This is a genomic window from Streptomyces sp. NPDC126497 (assembly GCF_040302425.1).
Lineage (GTDB): Bacteria > Actinomycetota > Actinomycetes > Streptomycetales > Streptomycetaceae > Streptomyces.
This window is the reverse complement of sequence record NZ_JBEORT010000059.1, coordinates 13,104-33,517: the sequence shown is the minus strand read 5'-3', so window position 1 is coordinate 33,517 and position 20,414 is coordinate 13,104. Positions and strand designations below refer to the sequence as shown.

General features: G+C 71.8%; 17 protein-coding genes. 16 read left to right on the top strand and 1 reads right to left on the bottom strand.

Annotation, left to right across the window (positions count from 1 at the left end; all coding sequences use genetic code 11):
• Nucleotides 1-62 precede the first annotated feature (62 nt).
• Complete coding sequence (locus ABTY20_RS23040) at nt 63-443, bottom strand: hypothetical protein (protein ID WP_351998908.1); 381 nt, start codon at nt 441-443, stop codon at nt 63-65.
• Nucleotides 444-561: 118 nt separating this feature from the next.
• Here ABTY20_RS23040 and ABTY20_RS23035 point away from each other — a divergent pair, with 118 nt between their 5' ends.
• The 16 genes from ABTY20_RS23035 to ABTY20_RS22960 all read left to right on the top strand — a co-directional run bounded on the left by ABTY20_RS23035 (nt 562) and on the right by ABTY20_RS22960 (nt 20,399).
• Complete coding sequence (locus ABTY20_RS23035) at nt 562-1,845, top strand: NsdA family TPR-like regulatory protein (RefSeq protein WP_502991865.1); 1,284 nt, start codon at nt 562-564, stop codon at nt 1,843-1,845.
• A 92-nt stretch (nt 1,846-1,937) separates the two neighbouring features.
• Nucleotides 1,938-2,153, top strand: coding sequence for a hypothetical protein (locus ABTY20_RS23030; RefSeq protein ID WP_351998907.1), 216 nt, complete (start codon nt 1,938-1,940; stop codon nt 2,151-2,153).
• Between the two features lie 254 nt (nt 2,154-2,407).
• A complete protein-coding gene (locus ABTY20_RS23025; RefSeq protein ID WP_351998906.1) occupies nt 2,408-4,249 on the top strand; it encodes a proline-rich domain-containing protein in 1,842 nt (613 codons plus the stop codon).
• Nucleotides 4,233-7,436, top strand: coding sequence for a hypothetical protein (locus ABTY20_RS23020; protein WP_351998905.1), 3,204 nt, complete (start codon nt 4,233-4,235; stop codon nt 7,434-7,436). The genes ABTY20_RS23025 and ABTY20_RS23020 overlap by 17 nt, the downstream gene beginning before the upstream one ends.
• A 177-nt stretch (nt 7,437-7,613) precedes the next feature.
• Complete coding sequence (locus tag ABTY20_RS23015) at nt 7,614-9,404, top strand: major capsid protein (RefSeq protein ID WP_351998904.1); 1,791 nt, start codon at nt 7,614-7,616, stop codon at nt 9,402-9,404.
• Nucleotides 9,405-9,445: 41 nt separating this feature from the next.
• Nucleotides 9,446-10,342: a hypothetical protein gene (locus ABTY20_RS23010; RefSeq protein ID WP_351998903.1), complete on the top strand. Its 897-nt coding sequence runs from the start codon at nt 9,446-9,448 to the stop codon at nt 10,340-10,342.
• Between the two features lie 13 nt (nt 10,343-10,355).
• The gene (locus tag ABTY20_RS23005) at nt 10,356-11,048 is read left to right on the top strand and encodes a hypothetical protein (protein WP_351998902.1); all 693 of its coding nucleotides are present in this window, start codon (nt 10,356-10,358) and stop codon (nt 11,046-11,048) included.
• 7 nt (nt 11,049-11,055) lie between these two features.
• Entirely contained in the window at nt 11,056-11,355 is a 300-nt protein-coding gene (locus ABTY20_RS23000; protein WP_351998901.1) for a hypothetical protein, read from the top strand.
• A 4-nt stretch (nt 11,356-11,359) separates the two neighbouring features.
• Nucleotides 11,360-11,842 carry a hypothetical protein gene (locus tag ABTY20_RS22995; RefSeq protein ID WP_351998900.1) on the top strand — a complete coding sequence of 161 codons (483 nt, stop codon included), beginning with the start codon at nt 11,360-11,362 and terminating at the stop codon, nt 11,840-11,842.
• A 12-nt stretch (nt 11,843-11,854) separates the two neighbouring features.
• Complete coding sequence (locus ABTY20_RS22990; RefSeq protein WP_351998899.1) at nt 11,855-12,625, top strand: hypothetical protein; 771 nt, start codon at nt 11,855-11,857, stop codon at nt 12,623-12,625.
• A complete protein-coding gene (locus tag ABTY20_RS22985) occupies nt 12,622-13,122 on the top strand; it encodes a hypothetical protein (RefSeq protein ID WP_351998898.1) in 501 nt (166 codons plus the stop codon). The genes ABTY20_RS22990 and ABTY20_RS22985 overlap by 4 nt, the downstream gene beginning before the upstream one ends.
• A gap of 1 nt (nt 13,123) precedes the next feature.
• Nucleotides 13,124-13,489: a hypothetical protein gene (locus ABTY20_RS22980; protein ID WP_351998897.1), complete on the top strand. Its 366-nt coding sequence runs from the start codon at nt 13,124-13,126 to the stop codon at nt 13,487-13,489.
• Nucleotides 13,490-13,537: 48 nt separating this feature from the next.
• Entirely contained in the window at nt 13,538-13,969 is a 432-nt protein-coding gene (locus tag ABTY20_RS22975; RefSeq protein WP_351998896.1) for a hypothetical protein, read from the top strand.
• Nucleotides 13,970-13,986: 17 nt separating this feature from the next.
• A complete protein-coding gene (locus ABTY20_RS22970; RefSeq protein ID WP_351998895.1) occupies nt 13,987-14,193 on the top strand; it encodes a hypothetical protein in 207 nt (68 codons plus the stop codon).
• A complete protein-coding gene (locus ABTY20_RS22965; RefSeq protein WP_351998894.1) occupies nt 14,194-17,523 on the top strand; it encodes a transglycosylase SLT domain-containing protein in 3,330 nt (1,109 codons plus the stop codon).
• Complete coding sequence (locus ABTY20_RS22960; RefSeq protein WP_351998893.1) at nt 17,523-20,399, top strand: hypothetical protein; 2,877 nt, start codon at nt 17,523-17,525, stop codon at nt 20,397-20,399. Before ABTY20_RS22965 ends, ABTY20_RS22960 begins: the two co-directional genes overlap by 1 nt.
• Nucleotides 20,400-20,414: the final 15 nt, after the last annotated feature.

Sequence of the window (20,414 nt, the reverse complement as noted above, 5' to 3'; positions counted from 1 at the left end):
CCAGACGCGGCGAAGCCCCGGGACTCCACCACAGGTCCCGGGGCTTCGCGGTACCCGCGCCGTCACACGGGCCAGTGCCGGCCGCCTGCCTGCCCGAAGGCGTCGCCGTACACCCGGTGCAGGTACCCGCCGGGCTGCCAGTGAGTCCCCCGGCGCCCGGCGATGAACCGGTGACCGGTGCGCGCCATGACGCCGGCCACCTCCGGGAACTGGCGCTCCAGCAGCAGCGCGGACAGCTCCACCGCCACCGGCGCGACGAGGGCGGCGGCACCGGCGTCCCCGGTGGCCTCGTGCACGGCGGCCCGGATGGCGAGGACCCGTACGGCGTCGGCCATGCAGCCTGCCATCTCGGGCATGTCCGGGTCGGCCGTCCACGCGTCATGGATCTCCGCCGCGCGACGGGCGGTGCCGGTGAGGGTGGGAAGGGCGAGTGCGGCGGGCATGATGTCCTCCGGGGGTCGTCGGCGTGATGACCAGTCAACGCCCTGCCGGGGCCCGCGCGTAGCTGCCAGACTGTAGGCCAGGCGTAGGCCAGACCATGGACCAGAGACCGAGGAAGACATGTCGACAATCGGCGAACGCATCCGCGCGGCCCGCGAGGCCCGCCGTCCCCGGTGCAGCCAGGCCGCCCTGGCGGACGAGTTATCGGAGCTGCGCTGGGGGCGGCGGGGGCACTGCGACCGGCAGCAGGTGTACCGGTGGGAGACGGGCCGGCGCGTGCCGACCGACTGGCTCCCCTACATCGAGCAGGCGCTGCGCATCGACCTTTCCGCGCCCGGCCACGACGCGGCGGGCCCGGACGACACCGTGACCTCGGTCATGACCCTTGGGGGAGACGACGTGAACCGCAGGACGTTCCTCGCCGCGACGGCCGGGGCCGGCCTGGCCGCCCTGGACCTCGCCGACGCCGAGGCCGTCGCCCGGCGCGTGACCCGGCCCGGCCGCGTCGCCGTCGGCATGGGCGAGGTGAACGCGGTGCGCACCATGACCGGCACGCTCGGGGACGCGGCCTCGGAACTGGGTGGCGGGCACGCGCGGCACCTGGCCGTGCGCTACCTCACCGAGGACGTGCGCCGGTGGCTGGACGGGCGGTACACCGAGGCCGTCGGCCGGGAGCTGTTCGCGGCGACCGCCGAACTGGTGCACCTGATCGGGTGGATGGCCCGGGATGAGGGCGCCGTGGGACTCAGCCAGCGCTACCTCGTCCACTCCGTGCGCCTGGCCACCGAGGCCGGGGAGAACGAGCTGGCGGCGACCGCGCTGCGGGGACTCGCCGATCAGGCCATCGACCTCGGGCACGTCCCGACGGCCGTGCGGCTGGCCGAGGCGTGCGAGGAGCGGGGGCGGCGGCTGGACAACCCGAAGGCGCTGGCCTACTACCGCAACACGCTCGCCCGCGCGAAGGCGGTCGACGGGGACCGCGCCACGGCGGCCCGAATGCTCTCGGCCGCGCAGGGCGCGATGGAGCACGCGCCGGCCGCGCCGGGGCAGTCGTGGGCGAGCCACTACAGCCACGGCCGGTGGGCCCACGATTCGGGGATGATCCACGCACGGCTCGGCGATCTCGCCGCCGCCGAGGAGCACCTGAGCCTGGCCCTGGACATTCACGGCCTGGACCGCCGCCGCACCCGGGCCATCGTGCTCGCCGACCTCGGGCACGTGCAGCTCAAGCGCGGCAACACCGCGCAGGCGCTGGCCACCTGGGGCGACTTCCTGTCATGCTCCGCCGGCGTGCAGTCCACGAAGATCTCCGACGGCCTGGCGACCGTGGCCGCGCGGCTGCCGTCGGTCCCCGACTCGCCAGCCGTCACCGACCTGCGCGAGCGGGTGGCCGCGCGGCTGTGACGTCCGGGGTTGTGTCCCCCGACAACTAATGGTTTAATTAATTCATCGGGACGGGGACGCCGGGCCGACAGACCAGGGAAGAAGGAACCGACATGAACGCCAGCCACATCGCCGACGCCAAGGACATTCTCGCCGAGGTCGCCCGGGGCGAGCACGGAGTCTCTACCGAACTCCGCTGGGCGGCCGGCCGGATGGAGACCCGATCCACGGCCCGCGAGTTCCTGCGCGACGCGCTGGCCGGCAGTGAGCTGAAGGGCGAGTTCCGGCAGGCCGTCCGCACGCTGCTCCGAGCCGGCGCGCTCGCCTGACCGACCAGACCGCGAAGCCCCGGCCCGCCACCACAGGGCCGGGGCTTACCCGTGCGAGTAGGTGATATCTACCGGTGCGCGTATGGTGCGCGCAGTTCCCACGACATCCTCGGGTCGCGGGTGCGCAGGGGTGCGGGGCTCGTCGGAGTGGTGGCCGGCGGGCCCCGCACGGGTCTGGGCCCGTTTGCCGTGAAAACGGCCATTCGGGTGATCGCGGCTACCATGCCCCACGATCCGAGCCGGGGAGGTCCGCAGTGCCGTGGTACGACGTGTTCCGGGGACGAGGGGTCACCAACCCCGCCCCGCTGCCGACGCCCCCGCCCGATGCGTTGACGGCCGCCGCCGCCGAACCGCCCGGCCCGGAGACCAAGTTCCTGCGCCGCACGGAGAAGTGGCAGGAGGAAGTCTGGCGCTTCCACGAGACGCTCGGCGAGTTCAACTACGGCGTGTGGTGGCTGTCCAACATGCTCTCCCGGGTCCGCCTGCGCGCCGCCAGGCTCCAGCCGGACAGCGACGAACCGGAGATCGTCACGTCCGGCACGGCCGCTGACCTCATGATGCTGTTCGGCGGTGGCGTCACCCGGCAGGCTCAGCTCATGCGCCGGCTCACCGTCCAGCTCTCCCTGCCCGGTGAGGGCTACCTGGTCGGCGAACAGGACGGCAAGGTCGAACGCTGGCAGGTGCGCTCCGTGGACGAGATCCGCGTCCAGTCGGGCAAGTACCAGGTGATGGACGAGGAGGCGGCGACCGCCGGCCAGGACTGGCGCGACCTCGCCCCGGAGCACCACGTCGTCCGCGTCTGGCGTCCGCACGACCGCTACTACCACCTCGCCGACTCCCCGGCCCGCAGCGCCCGGGACATCATGCGTGAGCTGGAGCTGGTCAACCGGAAGATCACGTCCGAGTATCTGTCCCGCCTGGCGTCCGCCGGCCTCGTCCTGCTGCCCGACGAGCTGACGTTCCCGGTGCGCGAGGAGTTCGCCGACGAGCCCAACCCGCTCATGGCTGAGTGGGTCGAGATCAGCGCGACCGCGATCCAGAACCCGGGCACCGCGTCCGCCGTCGTCCCCATCCCGCTGGTCGGCCCGGCGGAAGCCATCGACAAGGTCAAGCACATCGACTTCACGCTGAAGATCGACGAGAAGATCATCGAGAAGCGGGACAGTGCGATCAAGCGCCTGGCCACCAAGCTCGACATGCCCGCCGAGATCCTGCTGGGCATGGGCGACGTCAACCACTGGGGCGCCTGGCAGTTGGAAGAGGGCGCGCTGAAAACCCACATCGCGCCCGTCGCGGAGCTGATCTGCGACGCCCTGACCACCGGCTACCTCCAGCCGCGCCTTGAGGCGTCCGGCGAGGACCCCGCCGCGTGGGTCGTCTGGTACGACATGAGCGAGCTGGCCCTGCGTCCCGACCGCAGCGGCAACGCGACGCTGGCGTACGACCGCATGGAGCTGTCGTCCGAGGCGTACCGCCGGGAACTCGGCTTCAGCGAGACCGACAAGCCGGAGGGCGACGAGCTGCGGGACCTGGCCCTGAAAACCATCATCCGCACGTTGCCGTCCGGCGCCGCGTCCGCGCTCGCGCAACTGCTCGGCGAGGACGTCCCGCAGATCGTCCCCGTCTCCCCGCAGGACCCCGGTACCGCCGAGGCCGTACAGGAGGGGAACACCCCGCCGCCGGCGAACCAGCAGGGACCGCAGGAGCCGGCCGGCCGCGCGCAGCCGCAGGGCGACGAACCCCCGCCAACGCAGGACGAGACCGGGCCCCCGTCGCAGGCCGCGACGGCCGAGCGGGCGCAGCGCCTCGTCCAGCAGGCGCGCACGCAGCACATGATCCGCGTCGGCGCGGCCGGCCGATGGGACCTGCTGCACCCGGCCCTGTGCGGCGAGCACGAGTACTCGTGCCCGTTCACGCACGCCGTTGCCACGGCGGCACCGTCGGTGCGGCCCGGGTCGTCCGGGACGTACCTGTGCCACCTGGACGCCTTCGGCCGCCTGGTGCTGGACGGCCGCAGCCCCTACGCGGACACCACGGCGATGATCTCCACATCCCTGCGGCCGAGGGCGGTGAGCGGTCATGGAGCAGCGCGCTGAGGTAGAGGTCAACGAGGGCGGGGACCTGCTGCGCGGGCAACTCCCGCCGGACGCCGTGGCCGTGGTCCGCAGGAATTCCCACCCGCACCCGCCTGTCCTGACGGCCGCTGCCGACGGCTCGCACACGCAGGGCTGCATGATTGCCCTCATGCCGACGGCCGAGGACGCCGCGCGCCTGGCCGTACCCGGCGGCGAGCCGGCCGAGGAACTGCACCTGACGCTGTACTACCTGGGCGACGACGCAGCCACGTACGGCGGCGACGTACGTATGTCGATCGTGGACGAGCTGACCGCGTACGCCGCGCACCTTCCACCGGTCACCGCCAAGGTATTCGGGGCGGCGCACTGGAACGGCGACTCGGACAGTCCTTCCTGGGTGTGGTCCGTAGGAGACCTCTCGTTCGGGGAAGGCCGCGAGGAACTTCTGGAGGAATACCGGCAGACGGCGGCCGATGTGTTGCTGACGGCTGACGCGTCCCCGCTGGTCCCCGAACAGCATCACCCCTGGGTGGCGCACATCTGCGCGGCGTACAGCGAGGATCCGTCGTTCCTCCCGGATCTGGAGCAGCGACTGGGCCCGGTCACGTTCGATCGGCTCCGCGTGTCCTTCGGCGACGAGGACCACGACGTCCCGCTGACCGGCCCGGCCATCACGGCCGCCGCCGGTCCGCTGCGCCGGGAGCCGACGGAGCTGGAGTTGTCCAGCCGCGCCGACTTCGCGTCGGTGCACGCTGAGTGGGAGGCTGCGACGTCCGGGGCGCTCAAGGCGCTGAAGTCCACGACGGCCGCGTGGCGCCTGGACCTGCGCGAGCAGATCACCCGTGATCTCGCAGACGAGGACATCGACGCGCTGCTCGGGCTGTCGCTGGACCGGCAGGCAGCGGCCGTCACCCTGCTGAACCTCATGGAAGAGTTCGCCGTCAAGGCGGGGCGTGCGTGCCAGCGCGAGGCCGAGGCCCAGGGCGTGCGGGTGCCCGACTGGTCGCTGCCCGACGACGAGGGCGACGCGGTGACCGCCGCGCTCGCCGGACGGCGGCTGCTGTCCTCCATATCCGAGCTGGTCAGCGACCTGATGTCCGGGGCCCTGCTCACGGCCGCCAAGCGCAAGCTGTCCGGACTGCTGCGCTCCAGCCGGCCGTCGGAGCAGATCGCCGCCGAGGTGGACCGGGAGCTGGCCACGGTGGACGACACGTCGGTGCGCGCCGCCGTGGGGCAGGCGATGACGGCCGCGCAGAACGCGGGACGGCACGCGGTGATGGAGGCCGCGCCCCCTGCGTCCAGCTATGTGGCGAGCGAGATTCTGGACTCCCGCACGTGCGGCCCCTGCAAGGTGATCGACGGCCGCACATTCACCACTCTGGACGCGGCCGTCGCGGAGTACCCGGTCATGGGTTACCGGGACTGCACCGGGGCCCGGTACGGCAACGCGTGCCGGGGTTTCATCGTCGCCGTCTGGCAGGAGGTCCGGGACCAGACACCCGCGACCACGGCGAGCGGAGAGGAGACCGCCATGCCCTGGCACAAGGTCCACGGCCACTCCGGGTGCCCGGATGGCAAGCCGTGGGCCGTGGTCAAGGACTCCGACGGGTCGGTGTCCGGCTGCCACGCAACCGAAGGCGACGCCGACGACCAACTGGCCGCGCTGTACGCGGCGGAGGGAGACAGCACCGTGACGAGCGCGACCGAGACGACCGAAGGGGCGGAGGCCCTGGGCAGGGGCGAGCCGAACCCCGGCACCCGCAAGGACAGGCGGCTGAAGGAGAACCAGGCGGCAGCCGGCGGTGAGACGCAGTGCCCACCCGGCATGGAGCCGGACGACGGCGGCGAGTGCGTGCCGGTCGGTGAGCAGAAGGCGGCCGGGCAGGCCGAAGCGCTGGCCCACGGCGCGGCGGCCGATGCGCAGCAGGTGGCGGGCAAGCCTGCCGAGCAGATCGGCGCCGACGGTGAGACCGCGCCGTGGCGGGGCCCGCTGACCGTGGAAGGCATCGAGACCGGCGATGGCCGCGAGTTCAAGCCCGAGGCGCTCACCTGGGCCGACCTGCCGCTGCCGCTGAGGTGGAACAAGGAGGACTCCCACGGCGGGGAGCCGCGCACCATCGCCGTCAACGTCGGCCGCATCGACAAGATCTGGCGCGAGGACGGCGGCCTGATCATGGGTGAGGGTGTGCTGGACCTGTCCACCGAGGACGGCCGCACCGTGCACGGGAAGATCAGGGGCCAGTTCCTGCGCGGGGTGTCGGTGGACGTCGACTCCATCAAGGACGCCGACATGGAGCTGGTCTGGCCGACCGACCCGGACACCGACGGCGAGGGCCCCGACCCGTTCGACATGCTGTTCGCGTCCCCGGAGAAGGTGGTGTTCAACCGGGGCCGGATCCGGGCCGCGACCCTCGTCGATATCCCGGCGTTCGCCGAGGCCTACATCGCGCTGCTGGACGACAGCGGCGGTGTGGTCGCCGGTGGGGAGCCGATCGGCGCGGTGCGCGAGACGCGGGTGTCCCGCTCCCGGGCGTTGACCGTGCAGACGCCGCTGCGCCCGCCGGCCTCGTGGTTCACCAACCCGAAACTGTCGGTGCCCACCGGGATCACCGTCACCCCGGAGGGCCGGGTCTATGGTCACGCCGCGCTGTGGGGTACCTGCCACATCGGACAGGCCGGCGTGTGCGTCACGCCCCCGCACGAGGAGGCGCACCCGTACTTCCTGACCGGCAACGTGTGGACCGAAGATGGGGGTGTGGCGTCCGTCGGACAGATCACCGTCGGCACCGGGCACGCCCCGCTGTCGTACGGCCACCGCGCGGCGGCCGACCACTACGACAACACCGGCGCGGCCGTCGCCGACGTCGCCGTGGGCAACGACGCGCACGGAATCTGGGTCGCCGGGTCCGTCCGGCCCGGCACGTCGGAGGAACGCATCCACGAACTGCGCGCGGCCGGGCAGGTGTCGGGCGACTGGCGCCGCATCGGCGGTCACCTGCGGCTGGTGGGCCTGCTCGCCGTCAACGTCCCCGGCTTCCCGGTGCCCAAGCTGAAGACGCACCTCGCGTCCGGCCAGCAGGTCGCCCTCGTCGCGGCCGGTATCCCGCAGCTCCGCGAAGGGCTGACCGAGGACGAGCTGGACCAGTGGGCCTACCGCCGCGTCCTGGCGTCCCTGTCCCGCAAGGTCCACACCAGCGAAGGGAGGTGATCATCATGTGTGGCTGCAACCGCCCCGCCCCGCCTCCGCCGCCCGAGCCGGAGCCCATCGGCGGCTGACCAGTGCGGACGGCCGGATCGTCTGAGCCTGTGTGGCTTTTGGCGATTCGGCCGTTTGTATGTACGGTGCGCGCCGACTTGATCAGACCACTTTCCCGGGAGGTCCGCAGTGTCGGAGCCCGAGCTGTTCAGCGCACCCGACGACCTCTCTCTGGTGGGGGAGTCGGAACTGCGCGAGCTGGAGACGTCGGCGGTCGGCGAGTTCGACCGGATCGCCGGACTCGACAGCCTCACCCCCGAGCACATCACGTACAGCGAGCGCCTGACGCGCGACCTGGACCGCATCCGCGCCGAGCTGCGTGTGCGCGCGGTCCGCGCGGAAGAGGCCGCGCTCACAGCCCAGCAGGAACGGGCCCGCCAGATGGCCCTCCTGCGTCAGTCCGTCCACGGCGGCGAGGGCGGCGAAGGCGGTGACGGAGGCGAGGGCACCGCACCCGTCACCGCCGGCGGCCGTGTCGCCTTCAACATGGACGCGGTGGCCGAGGCTGTCGCCAAGGGTGTGGCGTCCGTCATCTACGACGGCAACGGAGACATCGCCGCCCGGCGCATCGCCTCCCTGTCGCAGGTGCGCGAGCGGGCCCCGCAGGCCAAGGCGCCGGGCGCGCAGACGATGGCCGTCACCGCGTCCGTGGACATCCCGGGCGTCGCGGCCGGGCAGTCGATGCCGACGCTGGAGGCGCTGGGCGAGGCCTTCCGCGCCAAGGCCAAGGCCGTGCCGACGACGCAGTACGGCGACCGTGGCGCCCCGCGTCACCTCGTCGCCTCCGTGCGCAACAGCTTCGACCACACCGTGGACGACCGGACCAGCGCGTCGACCATCGAGGAGCTGTGGCACTCGATGACGCAGGAGCGCGGCAAGGCCGACGCCCTGCTGGCCGGTGGTGGCTGGTGCGCGCCGAGTGAGGTCAGCTACGACTTCTTCAACATCGCCGACACGCCGGTGGGCCTCATCGACCTGCCGACCGTCGGCGTCTCCCGGGGCGGCATCCGCTTCCCGGTGAGTCCCAGCATCGGTGACGTGTTCTTCCAGAACGCGGGATCCAACCCGGCGTCCGGCTTCGGTGGGTTCGCCGTGCCGTTCACCAATGCCTCCGACCCGTGGCTGTGGACTGAGGCCGACGACATCGCCACCGTCACCGGCTCGGTCAACAAGCCCACCCTCCGGGTGCCGTGCCCGACGTTCGACGAGGCCCGGCTGGAGGCGTACGGCATCAGCCTGACCGCCGGTAACCTCACCGACGACGCGTACCCGGAGGCGACGCAGAACTTCATCCGACTGCTGCGCGCCGCGTACGCGCACGTCATCAACGCGCGGCTGATCTCCCTCATGGTCGCCCGGTCCACCTCCGCCATCACCCTCGGCGGCAACGTCCCGGCGACGCAGACGCTGCTCAACTCCGTGGAGCTGGCGGCGATCGACTACCGCGCGAAGTTCGCCATGCGCGAGGACGCGGTGCTGGAGATCGTCCTGCCGCGTTGGGCGCTCGCCGTCATCCGGGCCGATCTGGCCTGGCGGACCTCGGTGGAGCGCGAGTCCGTGTCGGACGCGCAGATCACCGCGTGGTTCACCGACCGCAACGTGCGTCCGCAGTTCGTCTCCGACTGGCAGGTGCGCGGCACCGGGCAGTTCGGCCGGACGTCGGCGAACATGACGGCCTGGCCGACGTCCGTCGACTTCATGCTCTACGCGGCGGGCACCTTCCTGCACGGCAACGGCCTCCAGCTCGACCTCGGCGTCATCCGAGACAGCGTGCTCAACGCGGAGAACGACTACACCGCGCTGTGGGCCGAGGAGGCGCACCTGGTCGCCAAGGTCGGCCACGAGTCGCGGCTGTACCGGGCGAGCTTCCAGGTCAACGGCGCCGGCACCGCCGGACTCGCCGCAGCGGCGCAGATCTGATCCGTCATCGGTGACCGGGCAGGACGTGAGGGGAGCGTGACGTGGCAGGAATCCGGGGCATAGTCGACGGGCCCGGCTTCGTCGCGCTCCCCAACACGCTGTGGGACGCGGCGCAGCATCCGACGCCGTCGGGGCCGCACTGGCAGCAGGGTGTGACCTGGACGGACTGGTGCGGCGGGGCGGACACGACGTACGCGGACGAGTGCATAGCCGTCACCGGCACAGGCGGCGCCGCACCTGCCGCGCCGCCGCTGGAGCCCACGGCCGCCGGCGGCGTGGACCGGGGCGCCACCGCGTTCACCGTGTTCGCGGCGTTCGACTGCTCACTCATCGGCCTGCCCGACGTGGACCAGGCGGCCGAAGCACTGGCGCGCTCCGAGGCGTTCCAGGTGTCCCGCGCCTTCTGGTCCGGACAGGCCGGCGGGCAGGCGACCGTGTGGCCGCACCTGGCCGCCGACTCCGCGCTGGACGACCCGCAGGGCATCCGGCTTCAGACGGCGGCCGACACGGTGCTCGGTGCGGCCGACGACGCGGCCGTGGTCGTCGGCCGGCTGGACCAGGCGCTCGCCGAGCAGTACGGCGGTGAGGGTGTGGTGCATGTTCCCGTGGCCGCGCTGGCGACGCTGAAGGCGCGCAGCCTGATCCGCAAGGACGACGACGAGCCGGGAGTGCTGCGCACGCCGGGCGGGCACCGGATCGTCGCGGCGGCCGGCTACTCCGGGACGGGCCCGGACGGCTCTGCCCCGGCGGCCGGGGCGGTGTGGCTGTACGCCACCGGAGCCCTGTTCGGCTTCCGCAGCGACGTCGCCGTCCGGGACTTCCCCGGCACATTCGACCGGGCCACCAACACGATTCACAAGATGGCCAGCCGGACCTACCTGTTCGGGTGGGAGTGCGCGCATCTCGCCGCCCTCATGACTCTCGGCGTACCCGCGTAAGGGGTGAACAGCAATGCCAGCAACGGTCGCCAGCGCGGCAACCGCCATCAAGGGCACGCACGCGAGGATCGTCCGCGTGGACGCCTGCGGCAACCCGGTCACCGGCACCGGCTCTCTGGTCGTCGTGACCAAGGGCTTCGTACAGGTTCAGATGGAACCCCAGTACGAGGACGGCGAAGAATTTTTCGAGAGGACGGCGGACGGCACGCCGTGCGTCAACCAGAAGGACGACCCGGTCCTCAAGCGGATGCAGCTCACCATCGACTTCTGCGAGATCAACACCACCGGCGTGGCCTACCTCGCCAGCGCGCGGGAGCTGACCGTCAACGGCGCCGGGGTGACCGGAACCGGCTTCGCCTTCGCCGAGGGCTCGCCGTCCAACCGGTACAGCCTGGAGGTGTGGCAGCGCGTCGCCGGGTCCGGGGCGTGCGACGCCTCCGGTGCCCAGCGCTACATCTACAACGCGTGGCCCAACGTCGGCGCCTCCCGGATCGGCACGTACACGGTGGAGAACGGCCGGTCCACGCTCCAGGTGCAGTCGGAGACGCAGGCCGCGTCCGTCGCGCCGGGAGTCGGCTGGGGCGACGGACCGGGCAGCACGTCCTGGCTGCCGACCGGAGAGTCCGTGAAGGCCGGGGACCACTGGCTGTGGAACATCACCACCACGCCCCCGCCCACCCCGCAGGTCAACCCGCTGACGCTGTGAGCCGGGCGTGACGCGGATCCTGGACGCCGAACGGCGGTGGTCGTGCCCCAACTGCACGGCCACCGCCGTCACGCGTGGACCGGGCGACCGCTTCCACGCCTGCACGGGGCTGGCCGGGCTGCTCACCCCGATGGTGCTGGACGGGGTGCGCTGCGAGGTCCGCGCTGTGCTGCGCGAGGACTACGTCGGCGGGGAGGACGTGCGCCACGACGGCGACGGCCGCCCGGTGATGGCCGTGACGGTGACGCGCGACGACGGCCAGGATCGCGTGGTGTACGCCCCGACCGCGCACGTGAGAAGGAGCTGAGCCGATGGCGTGGACGGAGAGCCGGGTGTTCCGGGAGTGGATCCGGGGCCCGATGATGCAGGCGTCCGGGACCGGCTACACCGGCCTGGACTCCGACGTGATCCGGGTGGCGCTGTTCAACAACACGGTGAGCCCGGACGCGGACGCGGCCGTGTCGGCGACCGGCTACAACACCGGCACCTGGACGACGGCGCGCGAGGCGAGCGGCGGGGCCAACTGGCCCGCCGGCGGGCGCCCCCTGGCGTCCAAGACGGTCACCGTGCCGGGCGCCGGCACGGTGATGTTCGACGCGGCCGACCTCGCCGCCGCCGGCACGGTCACGCTGACCGACGCCTACGGCTGCCTCGTCTACGACGACACGGTCACCGGCGGCACCGTCGCCGACCAGGGCGTGGCCTTCCTCTACTTCGGTGGCGCGCAGTCCGTGGTGAGCGGGAATTTCACCGTCGTGTGGTCGGACAACGGCCTCATCCGCTTCAGCGCGTAGGGAGGCGCCGCCGTGGCCGATGCCGTGCTGTGTGAGGACTGGCCGGTGCAGTGGACGTGCGATGTATCCGCGCGCTCCCCGGAGGTCACCGGGTACGCCGTGGCCGCCGCCTCGCGGATTCTGTGGGCGCTGTCCGGGCGCCGCTTCGGGCAGTGCACCGTGACGTTGCGCCCGTGCGCGGACGACTGCGCGGGCCTCGCCGAGGTCCCGCTGTGGGGCTGGACGGTCGGCTACTCGATGCCGCCATGGGATTTCTACCGGCTGCCGTACTGCGCGGGCGGCTGCGGGGCCGGCTGCTCGTGCACGCGCCTGTCCACCGTCCGGCTGCCCGAGCGGACGCAGCGTGTGGTGGAGGTGCGGCTGGACGGCACGCCGATGGCCACCGGTGCCTGGCGGCTCGCCGGGCGGGATCTGGTGCGTACCGACGGCGCTGCCTGGCCGCGCTGCAACAACCTCGCGGCCGCCGACGACGAGCCGGGCACATGGTCAGTGACGGCCCTCATCGGCGAGGCGGTGCCCGAGTCGGGGCGTCTGGCCATGGGCGAGCTGGCCTGCGAGATCACCAAGGCGGCGTCCGGGGTGGACTGCCGCCTGCCGCCGGGTGTGACGCAGCTCGTGCGCCAGGGCGTGACGATCCAGTACCCGGACGTCGGGCAACTGCTCAAGGACGGCCGTACCGGCCTGTACCTGGTGGACCTCTTCCTCGCCTCGGAGAACCCGACGGGCCTGCGCTCCCGGGCGCGCCTCGGCGACGTGGACGCGATCCTGCGGGGGCGGCTGTGATCGCCGGGGCCGCGCGCTGGTACACCGTCGGCAGCCGCATCGTGGCCGCTGTGCGGGACGGACTGTCGTCCAAGCCGTCCCGCGTCGGCCTGGTGCCCGGGGAGATCGCCTGGGACTCGTGCGACTGCGGCGGGATGCTCGCCGTCACCCTGTCCCGCCTGTACCTCTCCGATGCGTTCCCCGAGGAGACCGAGACGGTCAACGGGGCCTGTCAGCCGCCGTACGAGGTGGGCCAGTACACGGTGGCCGTGGTGCGCTGCGCCCCCAACCCGGACGGCATCGAGTCCGCGCCGGCGGCCGACGAGCTGGACGCGGCGGCCGGGCTGCTGCTCCAGGACGCCACCGAGATGCTGGGCGCCGTCGCCACGCTGCTGTGCCGGCTCAAGGAGGGCGACGAGGTGTTGGACTACCTGGTGACCCCGGTGGAGCCGGTCGGCCCGGAGGGCGGCTGCGTCGGGGTGAACCTGACCGTGCGCGTCTGCCTGGTGCGGGGCTGACGTGCCCGCCGCGCGCATCGAGATCCGTGCCGACGGGGTCACCGGCCTGTTGCTGGCGCCGGACTCGCCGGTCATGAAGGAGCTGATCCGCAAGGCCCGCCGGGTGCAGCGCAACGCCCGGCGCATGGCCCCGGGGCGGATGGGCCGTCAGGTGCGCGCCGTGGTCGTCGGCCGGCACGTACGTGTGGAGTCGAACCACCCGGCGACCCTGTACGTCCACAACGGCACCCGGCGCCACGTCATCCGCCCGCGCAACCGGCAGGTGCTGCGGTTCACCGTCAAGGGACGCGTCGTGTTCGCCCGGGTGGTCAACCACCCGGGGACGAAGCCGAACCCGTTCATGACCAAGGCCCTGCGCATGGGCTGACGCAGCCACCGGAACGATCATGGTGTGTGGTGGGCTTACCGTGCGCGCATGACCGAGATGCGCGACTTCAGTAAGAAGCGGAAGGACATCACCTTCCGCGTGGACGACGACGTGTTCCAGGCGGCTCGCGGCGTCCCGGCCGAGGTGCTGCTGGACTTCGCCACCGAGTTCGCCGGCATGGACACCTCGGCGACCGTCGACCAGCAGCTCAAGGCCTTCCGCTCGATGCTGGAGGTCGTGCTGCTGCCCGAGTCGCTGGAGCGCTTCACCGCGCGGATGCGCGACCGGGAGAACCCCATCGAGATCGACCAGGTGGAGGACGTCGTCACCTGGCTGATGGAGCAGTACGGGCTCCGCCCTACCGAAGCGCCCTCGTCCTCGCCGGATGGGCGCTCCGTCCCGGGACCTGGCACTTCCTTGACGGCCAGTACACCGGGAGAGGTGTTGATCTCCGCAGCCTCCCCATCGACCGTTTCCTGAACGTCGTCTACTACGAGATGAGCCAGCGGGCCGAGCCGGGCGAGAACGAGCCCGAGGACGCCGCGCAGCAACGGCTGGACTCCGACCTGGAGGTCCGCCTGTGGCGAGTGCCCGGACAGGACGCGCCCGCCCCGGTGGAGGTCGAGGACGGAGCGCCGTACTGGTGGCACGGCGACGAGGATGCGAGCCAGGCGTTCCTCGCGGCTCAAGGGGTGGTGCTGTAGATGCCCGGAACACTGCTCGGGACCGGGTTCGTCCGGGTCGACGCCGACACGTCCCCGGCGATGAAGGCCCTTCAGAGTCTCGGATCCCTCGGGGCGAGCGCCTTGCAGACGTCGATCCTCCCCGTCACGGCGGCCGTGACGGCGGGTGTCGGCGCGCTGACGGCATCCCTGGCGTCCGCCGGGGCGGCCGGCGGTGCCTTCGCGGCGGCCGTCATCCCGCAGTTCCAGAAGATCACCGAGGCCGGTGAGAAACTGGAATCGGCCGAGGAGGCGCAGGGAAAGGCCACGATCGCCAAGGCTCATGCGCAGAAGCTGGCCCGGGACCTCGGCGTCAAGTACGGCCGGCAAATCGAGATCACGTCCAAGATGTCGGCCGGGGCCAAGGAGAAGGCGCAGGAGTACAACCGCGCGCTGAGCGGTGTCACCACTGCCACCGAGGCAGCGCGTAAATCGCAGGCCATCTACGACGAGAAGATGGCCGCGATGACCCCGGCCACCAGGAAGACGGCCAGGGCGTTCGAAGGCTTGAAAGACGACATCGACAAGTGGTCGGACAGCCTGTCGTCCACCACCATGCCGCTGTTCACGGCGGGTATCGAGAAGCTGCGGGACGTCCTGCCCCGGCTGACCCCGTTCGTGCGCATAGCCGCACGGGAGATCAAGGAATTCACGTCCTCGCTCGGCGAGGGTCAGGCGGGCCGAGTGTTCCGGGAGTTCGGCCAGAACCTCCAGGGCAATGCGGGGTCGGCCCTCGGCAATTTCCTGACGTCGATCAAGAACATCACCGTCGGCGTCGTCGGCATGGTCAACGCCTTCATGCCCGCACAGAGCGAGGTGTCCGGCGGCCTGGTGGAGCTGACGCAGAGGTTCGCCGACTTCGGTGCTGGGCTCGGCGAGTCCGAGGGGTTCGCCACGTTCATGGAGCGTGCGCGCGACGCCGTCCCGGCCATCAAAGAGTTCGCCTCGGCGCTGGGGGACATCGCGTCGGCCGCCGGGCCGATGGGCGGGTTCGGCCTGCTCATGCTCCAACTGTTCGCGCAGATCGTGGCGGCCGTCCCCACACCGGTTCTGCGGATGCTCGTCCCGGCGATCCTCGCCGTCAACGCAGGTATGAAGCTGTATGCGGTCTACCAGGCGGCTGCGACGGCCGCCACATGGGCCTTCCGTACCTCGGTTGTGACCAGTACCGGCGCCATCGCCACCAGCCGGGCGGCCCTGCTCCTGTTCCGGATCCAGTGGGCTGCCAGCGCCGTCGCCACCGGGGCCGCGACGGCCGCCACATGGGCCTGGACGACCGCCACCCGGATCGCCACCGTCACGATGCGCGCCGCCCGTGTCGCGGCCCTGTTCACCGCGGGTGCGATGCGCGCCCTCGCCGTGGCGATGGTGTCCAACCCCATCGGTATCGTGATCACCCTGCTGGTCGCTCTCGGTGCCGTCTTCGTCGTCCTGTGGAAGCGCTCGGAGACCTTCCGCAACGTCGTCAAGGGAGCGCTCGGCGGCGTCGCCGACGCGGCGCGGGCCGTCGGGGCGTGGTTCGCCGGACCCTTCGTCGACTTCTTCACCGGCGCCTGGGACTGGCTGCGCGACAAGGTGTTCTCCCCCATCGGCCGGTTCTTCACGCAGGTGCTGCCCGGGGCGGCCGAGGCGCTGCGCACGAAGGTGGAGATGGCCTGGCGGACGATGGTGGCGAGCGTGCTCGCCGTCTGGCTCGGCCTCAAGGACCGTGTCCTCTCCCCCATCGGCGGGTTCTTCACCAAGACGGTGCCCGGGTGGGCGGCCGGCCTGCGTGACCGTGTGGTGGGCGCCTGGACCGGGATGCGTGACCGTCTCGCCAACACCTACGGCTCGATCCGCAACCGCGTGTTCTCGCCGATCGGCGGGTTCTTCACCAAGACGATTCCGGGATGGGCCGGCACGGTGCGCAGCCGTGTGGTCGGCCACTTCAACGGGATGCGTGATCGTCTGGCCGACGCCTACGGCTCGATCCGCAGCCGCGTGTTCTCGCCGATCGGCCGGTTCTTCACCTCCACCATTCCCGGCTGGGCGCGCACCCTGCGCGACAAGGTGCAGGGCTACTTCCGGCAGATGCGCGACGGCATCGGCACCATCTGGTCCGGCATCCGCAGCAAGACGAAGGCGCCTGTGAACTGGGTGCTGGACCACATATGGAACCGGGGCCTGGTCAAGGTCTGGGGAAAGATCACCAACTGGGTCGGCCTGGACAACAAGCTGAAAGCGGTCAAGCTGCTCGCGGCCGGCGGCACCGTCGGCCGGGCGCAGCCGGGTGTGTTCAACCGGCCCACGGCCATCGTCGGGGAGGGCAACCCGAGGTATCCGGAGTACGTCATACCGACCGATCCCAAGTACGCCGTACGGGCTCGGGGGCTGTGGGAGGCGGCCGGCGCGCACTTCTACGCGGACGGCGGCATCCTCGGCGACGTCAAGAACCTCGGGGGAAAGGTCGTCGGCGGGGTCAAGGGCGCGGTGACCGGCATCGCCGACTTCCTCTCGGACCCGGTCGGCAAGGCCAAGAAGATGCTGCTCGGCACGTTGAGCAGCATCGGCCGTCTCGGCTCCTCGCCGTGGGTGCGCATGGTCGCCAGGCTGCCGCGCATGGCCGTGAACGGCCTGGTGGACACGGTGCGCGAGGCGGCCGAAGGCCTCATCGGCGGAGAGGTGACCGGGCACTTCGGCGCCATACCCGGGCGCGGCGTGCAGCGGTGGGCGGGCGTCGTGCGCCAGGCCCTCGGGCTGGTCGGTCAGCCGCAGTCCCTGGTACAGACGACGCTGCGCCGGATGAATCAGGAGTCGGGCGGCAACCCGCGCGCCGTCAACAAATGGGACATCAACTGGCAGCGAGGTCACCCGTCGGTCGGCCTCATGCAGGTGATCCGCCCGACTTTCCAATCCCACGCCGGCCGGTTCCGCAAGACGGGCCCGTTCCTCTACGGCACGTCGATCAACCCGCTGGCCAACGTCTACGCCTCGATGCGCTACGCGCTGGCCACATACGGTTCCCTGTCACGGGCCTACAACCGGCCCGGCGGGTACGCGCTCGGTACCGACGGCTCCTCGGCCGGCTGGCACTGGACCGGCGAGATGGGCCCGGAGTTGATGAAGCTCCCGGCCGGGACGCGGATCCGCAGTCACCGCGCCTCGATGCGCCAGGCGGCCTCGCCGGCCGGCGGCGGGGGCGTGGTCCACCTGACCGTCGAGAACCACGGGGTGATCGCCTCCCGGCGGGAGGCGGAGGATTGGCTGGTGGCCTCGCTGGACCAGCTCCGCCGGCGCAACCGGCTGCCCCGCGCGCTGGGGGGTAACGCCTGATGCCCGTCGCCTTCCGCTCCGTCGGCGCCCGTCTCAAGGCCGACCTTTCCTCCGCCGGGTCGACGCAGTTCGTCACCATGCCCGCCGGGCACGCGGCCGGGGACCTGCTGCTGCTCGTCCTCGCCTACGACACCAACACCGGCCCGACGTCCGAACCGGCCGGCTGGACGCTGCTGTCCAAGGCCAGCGCGGGACGCATGTCGTCCAGCTCCCTCTACGCCCGGGTCCAGACCCGGATGTACTACCGCGTGGCCACCGGCGTGACCGCGCCCGCCGCGTTCGTCTTCTCCAAAGCGCCGTGGCCCGAGGGCAGCCCGTACGTGCTGGGCTTCTGCGTCGCGTACTCCGGGGTGGACCCGGCGGGGCCCATCGAGAAGTTCGCGGCCACCGGCACGGCCGGCACGGCCTCCGCGCAGGCCCACCCGCAGCTCACCACCGTGGCCGACGGGGACTGGCTGGTGAGCCTGCGCACGGGGGCCGCTGCGGGTGCGCGGTCCACGACCATCGCCGGCGGCACCAACACCAAGCGGGTCGACGACACCGACGGGTTCGGCGAGCTGTTCGCCGCGCTGTACGACTCCGACTCCACCCTCGTCCCCGGGGCGCAGGCCGTCCGTACGACGTTCGCCACCGGCGGGGACGGTCTGTGCGTGGGCGGGTCGACGATGTGGTCCCTCGCGCTGAAGCCGGTCACGCCGGCCGCCATCGCCCTGCCGCCCGCCGCCGCCGTGGCGGCCACCGCCTACGACGCCTCGGTGGTCGCCGACCCGGGTGGCTGGGACCTGTGCGGCGACTCGGGTCTGCCCCGCTACATGTTCACCGTCGACTGGGCCGGCGACGGCCCCGGACGGCTTGCCGGGTCGGTGCTCAACCCCAATCCCTACTTCCACGGCGGGCTCGCCGGGTGGGACGTCTCCGGTGGCACGCTCGACGTGGCGGACGCCGGCGGGGTGCGCGCCTTGCGTGTGACGCCCTCGGGCCGCAACACGGTGATCTCCGCCTTCCAGAAGGACCCCCTGCCGTCCGGGTCGATGGTGCCCGGCCGTACGTACCGTGTGTACGCCTGGCTCTACTCCCCGGCCGGATGGTCCGACCTGCGGGCCGTGCTGGACTGGTACGACGCGAGCGGGGTCCAGACGGGCACGGCGCCGTCCACGGCCATCGCCGTCCCGGCGGGGACGTGGACGCTGGTCACGTCCGGTGGCGTGGCCCCGGCGGGGACGGCCAGCGGGAGGATCCGACTCCGGCAGGGCGGCAGCACGCTGCCCGCCGTCTCCGATGTGTTCTACGCCTGGGGCGCTGTCCTGGTCGACGAGTCCACCGGCGGTGTGCTGCTCTACCCGGCGCCGGACGAGGACGTGACCGGGGACATCGTCTCCGACGTCGCCCTTTCCTACGGCCGGGACCAGGAGCGGCAGTTCAGCCCGTCCTCGGTCGGCTCGGCGAGCTTCACCTTGGACAACACCCACCGGCGCTACAGCCCGGAGAACGCGGGTGGCCCGCTGCACGGGGACCTGGACCCCGCGCGGGCGATGAGCGCGGCGGTGACCTTCAACGGCCGGGCGTACTCGCTGTTCACCGGCAGGGCCGACGACTTCGAGGTCCACGTCGACTTCGGCGACCGCACGGCGGGCTTCACGTTCCTGGACGGCCTCGGCGGCCTGGCGGGCGTGAAGCTGTCCACGGCCGTCTACTCCTCGCGGCACACCGGCGACCTCGTCCACACCGTGCTGGACCTGGCGGGGTGGAGTGGCGGGCGGGACATCGACCCGGGCGCGTCGGTGGTGCGGCACTGGTGGCTGGAGGGCACCGACGCGCTGAGCGCCCTGCACGACCTGGTCAAGAGTGAGGGGCCGCCGGCGGTCGCCTACGTGGCGCCGGACGGCACGTTCGTCTTCCGGGACCGGCACCACCGGATGCTGCGGCAGGCGTCGCTGACGTCCCGGGCGACGTTCACCGCCGGGGCGTTGGGCGACTGCGCGGCGGACGGGCCGGCCGACGGGTACTCCTTCACCAAGCCCTTCACCTACTCCCACGGCTGGCGGGACATCGTCAACCGGGTGGAGTTCGATGTGGAGGAGCGCGAGCCGGCGTCCGCGCTTGAGGTGGTGTGGAGCGACGAGTCGACGTACAGCCTGGCGCCGGGGCAGTCGGTGGACCTGGTGGTCAACGCCTCCGAGCCGTTCGTGGGCGCGGTGCTGCCGGTGCTGGGCACGGACGTGGCCTACTTCAGTTCGGGCGGCGGCGTGCCCTCCCTTCAACTCAACCGGCGCTCGGGTGCGTCGGCGACGCTGACGGTGCGCGCGGTGGGCGGGCCGGTGGAGGTCTCCTACCTCCAGCTCCGGGCGAGGCCGCTGGCGGTGCGCCGCACGGTGAAGGTGGCGCTGTCCGATCCGGGGTCGGTGGGGCGGCACGGGGAGCGGACCTATCCGGATTCCGCGCCGTGGGCGAGCCCGGCGGACGCCGAGGCGATTGCCAACATGGTTCTGCTGCACTACGCGCGGCGCCGTCCGACGGTGCAGCTCCGTGTCACCAGCTCCGACCCGGCGCACTTCGTGCAGGTGGTGCAGCGCACCGTCTCCGACCGCATCCGCATCGTGAACGCGGAGATGGGGCTGGACGCCGACTTCTTCGTGGAGCGGGTGGCGCACACGATTCAGCGGTTCAACGCCGCCGGCCGGCCGCCGGTGCACTCGGTGGTCCTCGGCTGTGAGCGCGACCTGCTGGTCCCGGAGAACGTGTTCACGTTCGACCAGCGCGGGGCGGGGTTCGACCAGGGTGTGTTCGATCTGACGGTGGCGGACGCGGCCGATGAGGTGTTCGTGTTCGACGACCCGGTGCAGGGTCAGTTCGACGTCGGGAAGCTCGGGACGTGAGGAGAGCGTGATGGG

Coding starts and splice junctions, on each gene's coding strand:
- ABTY20_RS23040 (WP_351998908.1), bottom strand. CDS start 443: ATGCCCGCCGCACTCGCCCTTCCCACCCTCACCGGCACCGCCCGTCGC.
- ABTY20_RS23035 (WP_502991865.1), top strand. CDS start 562: ATGTCGACAATCGGCGAACGCATCCGCGCGGCCCGCGAGGCCCGCCGT.
- ABTY20_RS23030 (WP_351998907.1), top strand. CDS start 1,938: ATGAACGCCAGCCACATCGCCGACGCCAAGGACATTCTCGCCGAGGTC.
- ABTY20_RS23020 (WP_351998905.1), top strand. CDS start 4,233: ATGGAGCAGCGCGCTGAGGTAGAGGTCAACGAGGGCGGGGACCTGCTG.
- ABTY20_RS23005 (WP_351998902.1), top strand. CDS start 10,356: ATGCCAGCAACGGTCGCCAGCGCGGCAACCGCCATCAAGGGCACGCAC.
- ABTY20_RS22995 (WP_351998900.1), top strand. CDS start 11,360: ATGGCGTGGACGGAGAGCCGGGTGTTCCGGGAGTGGATCCGGGGCCCG.
- ABTY20_RS22975 (WP_351998896.1), top strand. CDS start 13,538: ATGACCGAGATGCGCGACTTCAGTAAGAAGCGGAAGGACATCACCTTC.
- ABTY20_RS22970 (WP_351998895.1), top strand. CDS start 13,987: ATGAGCCAGCGGGCCGAGCCGGGCGAGAACGAGCCCGAGGACGCCGCG.
- ABTY20_RS22965 (WP_351998894.1), top strand. CDS start 14,194: ATGCCCGGAACACTGCTCGGGACCGGGTTCGTCCGGGTCGACGCCGAC.
- ABTY20_RS22960 (WP_351998893.1), top strand. CDS start 17,523: ATGCCCGTCGCCTTCCGCTCCGTCGGCGCCCGTCTCAAGGCCGACCTT.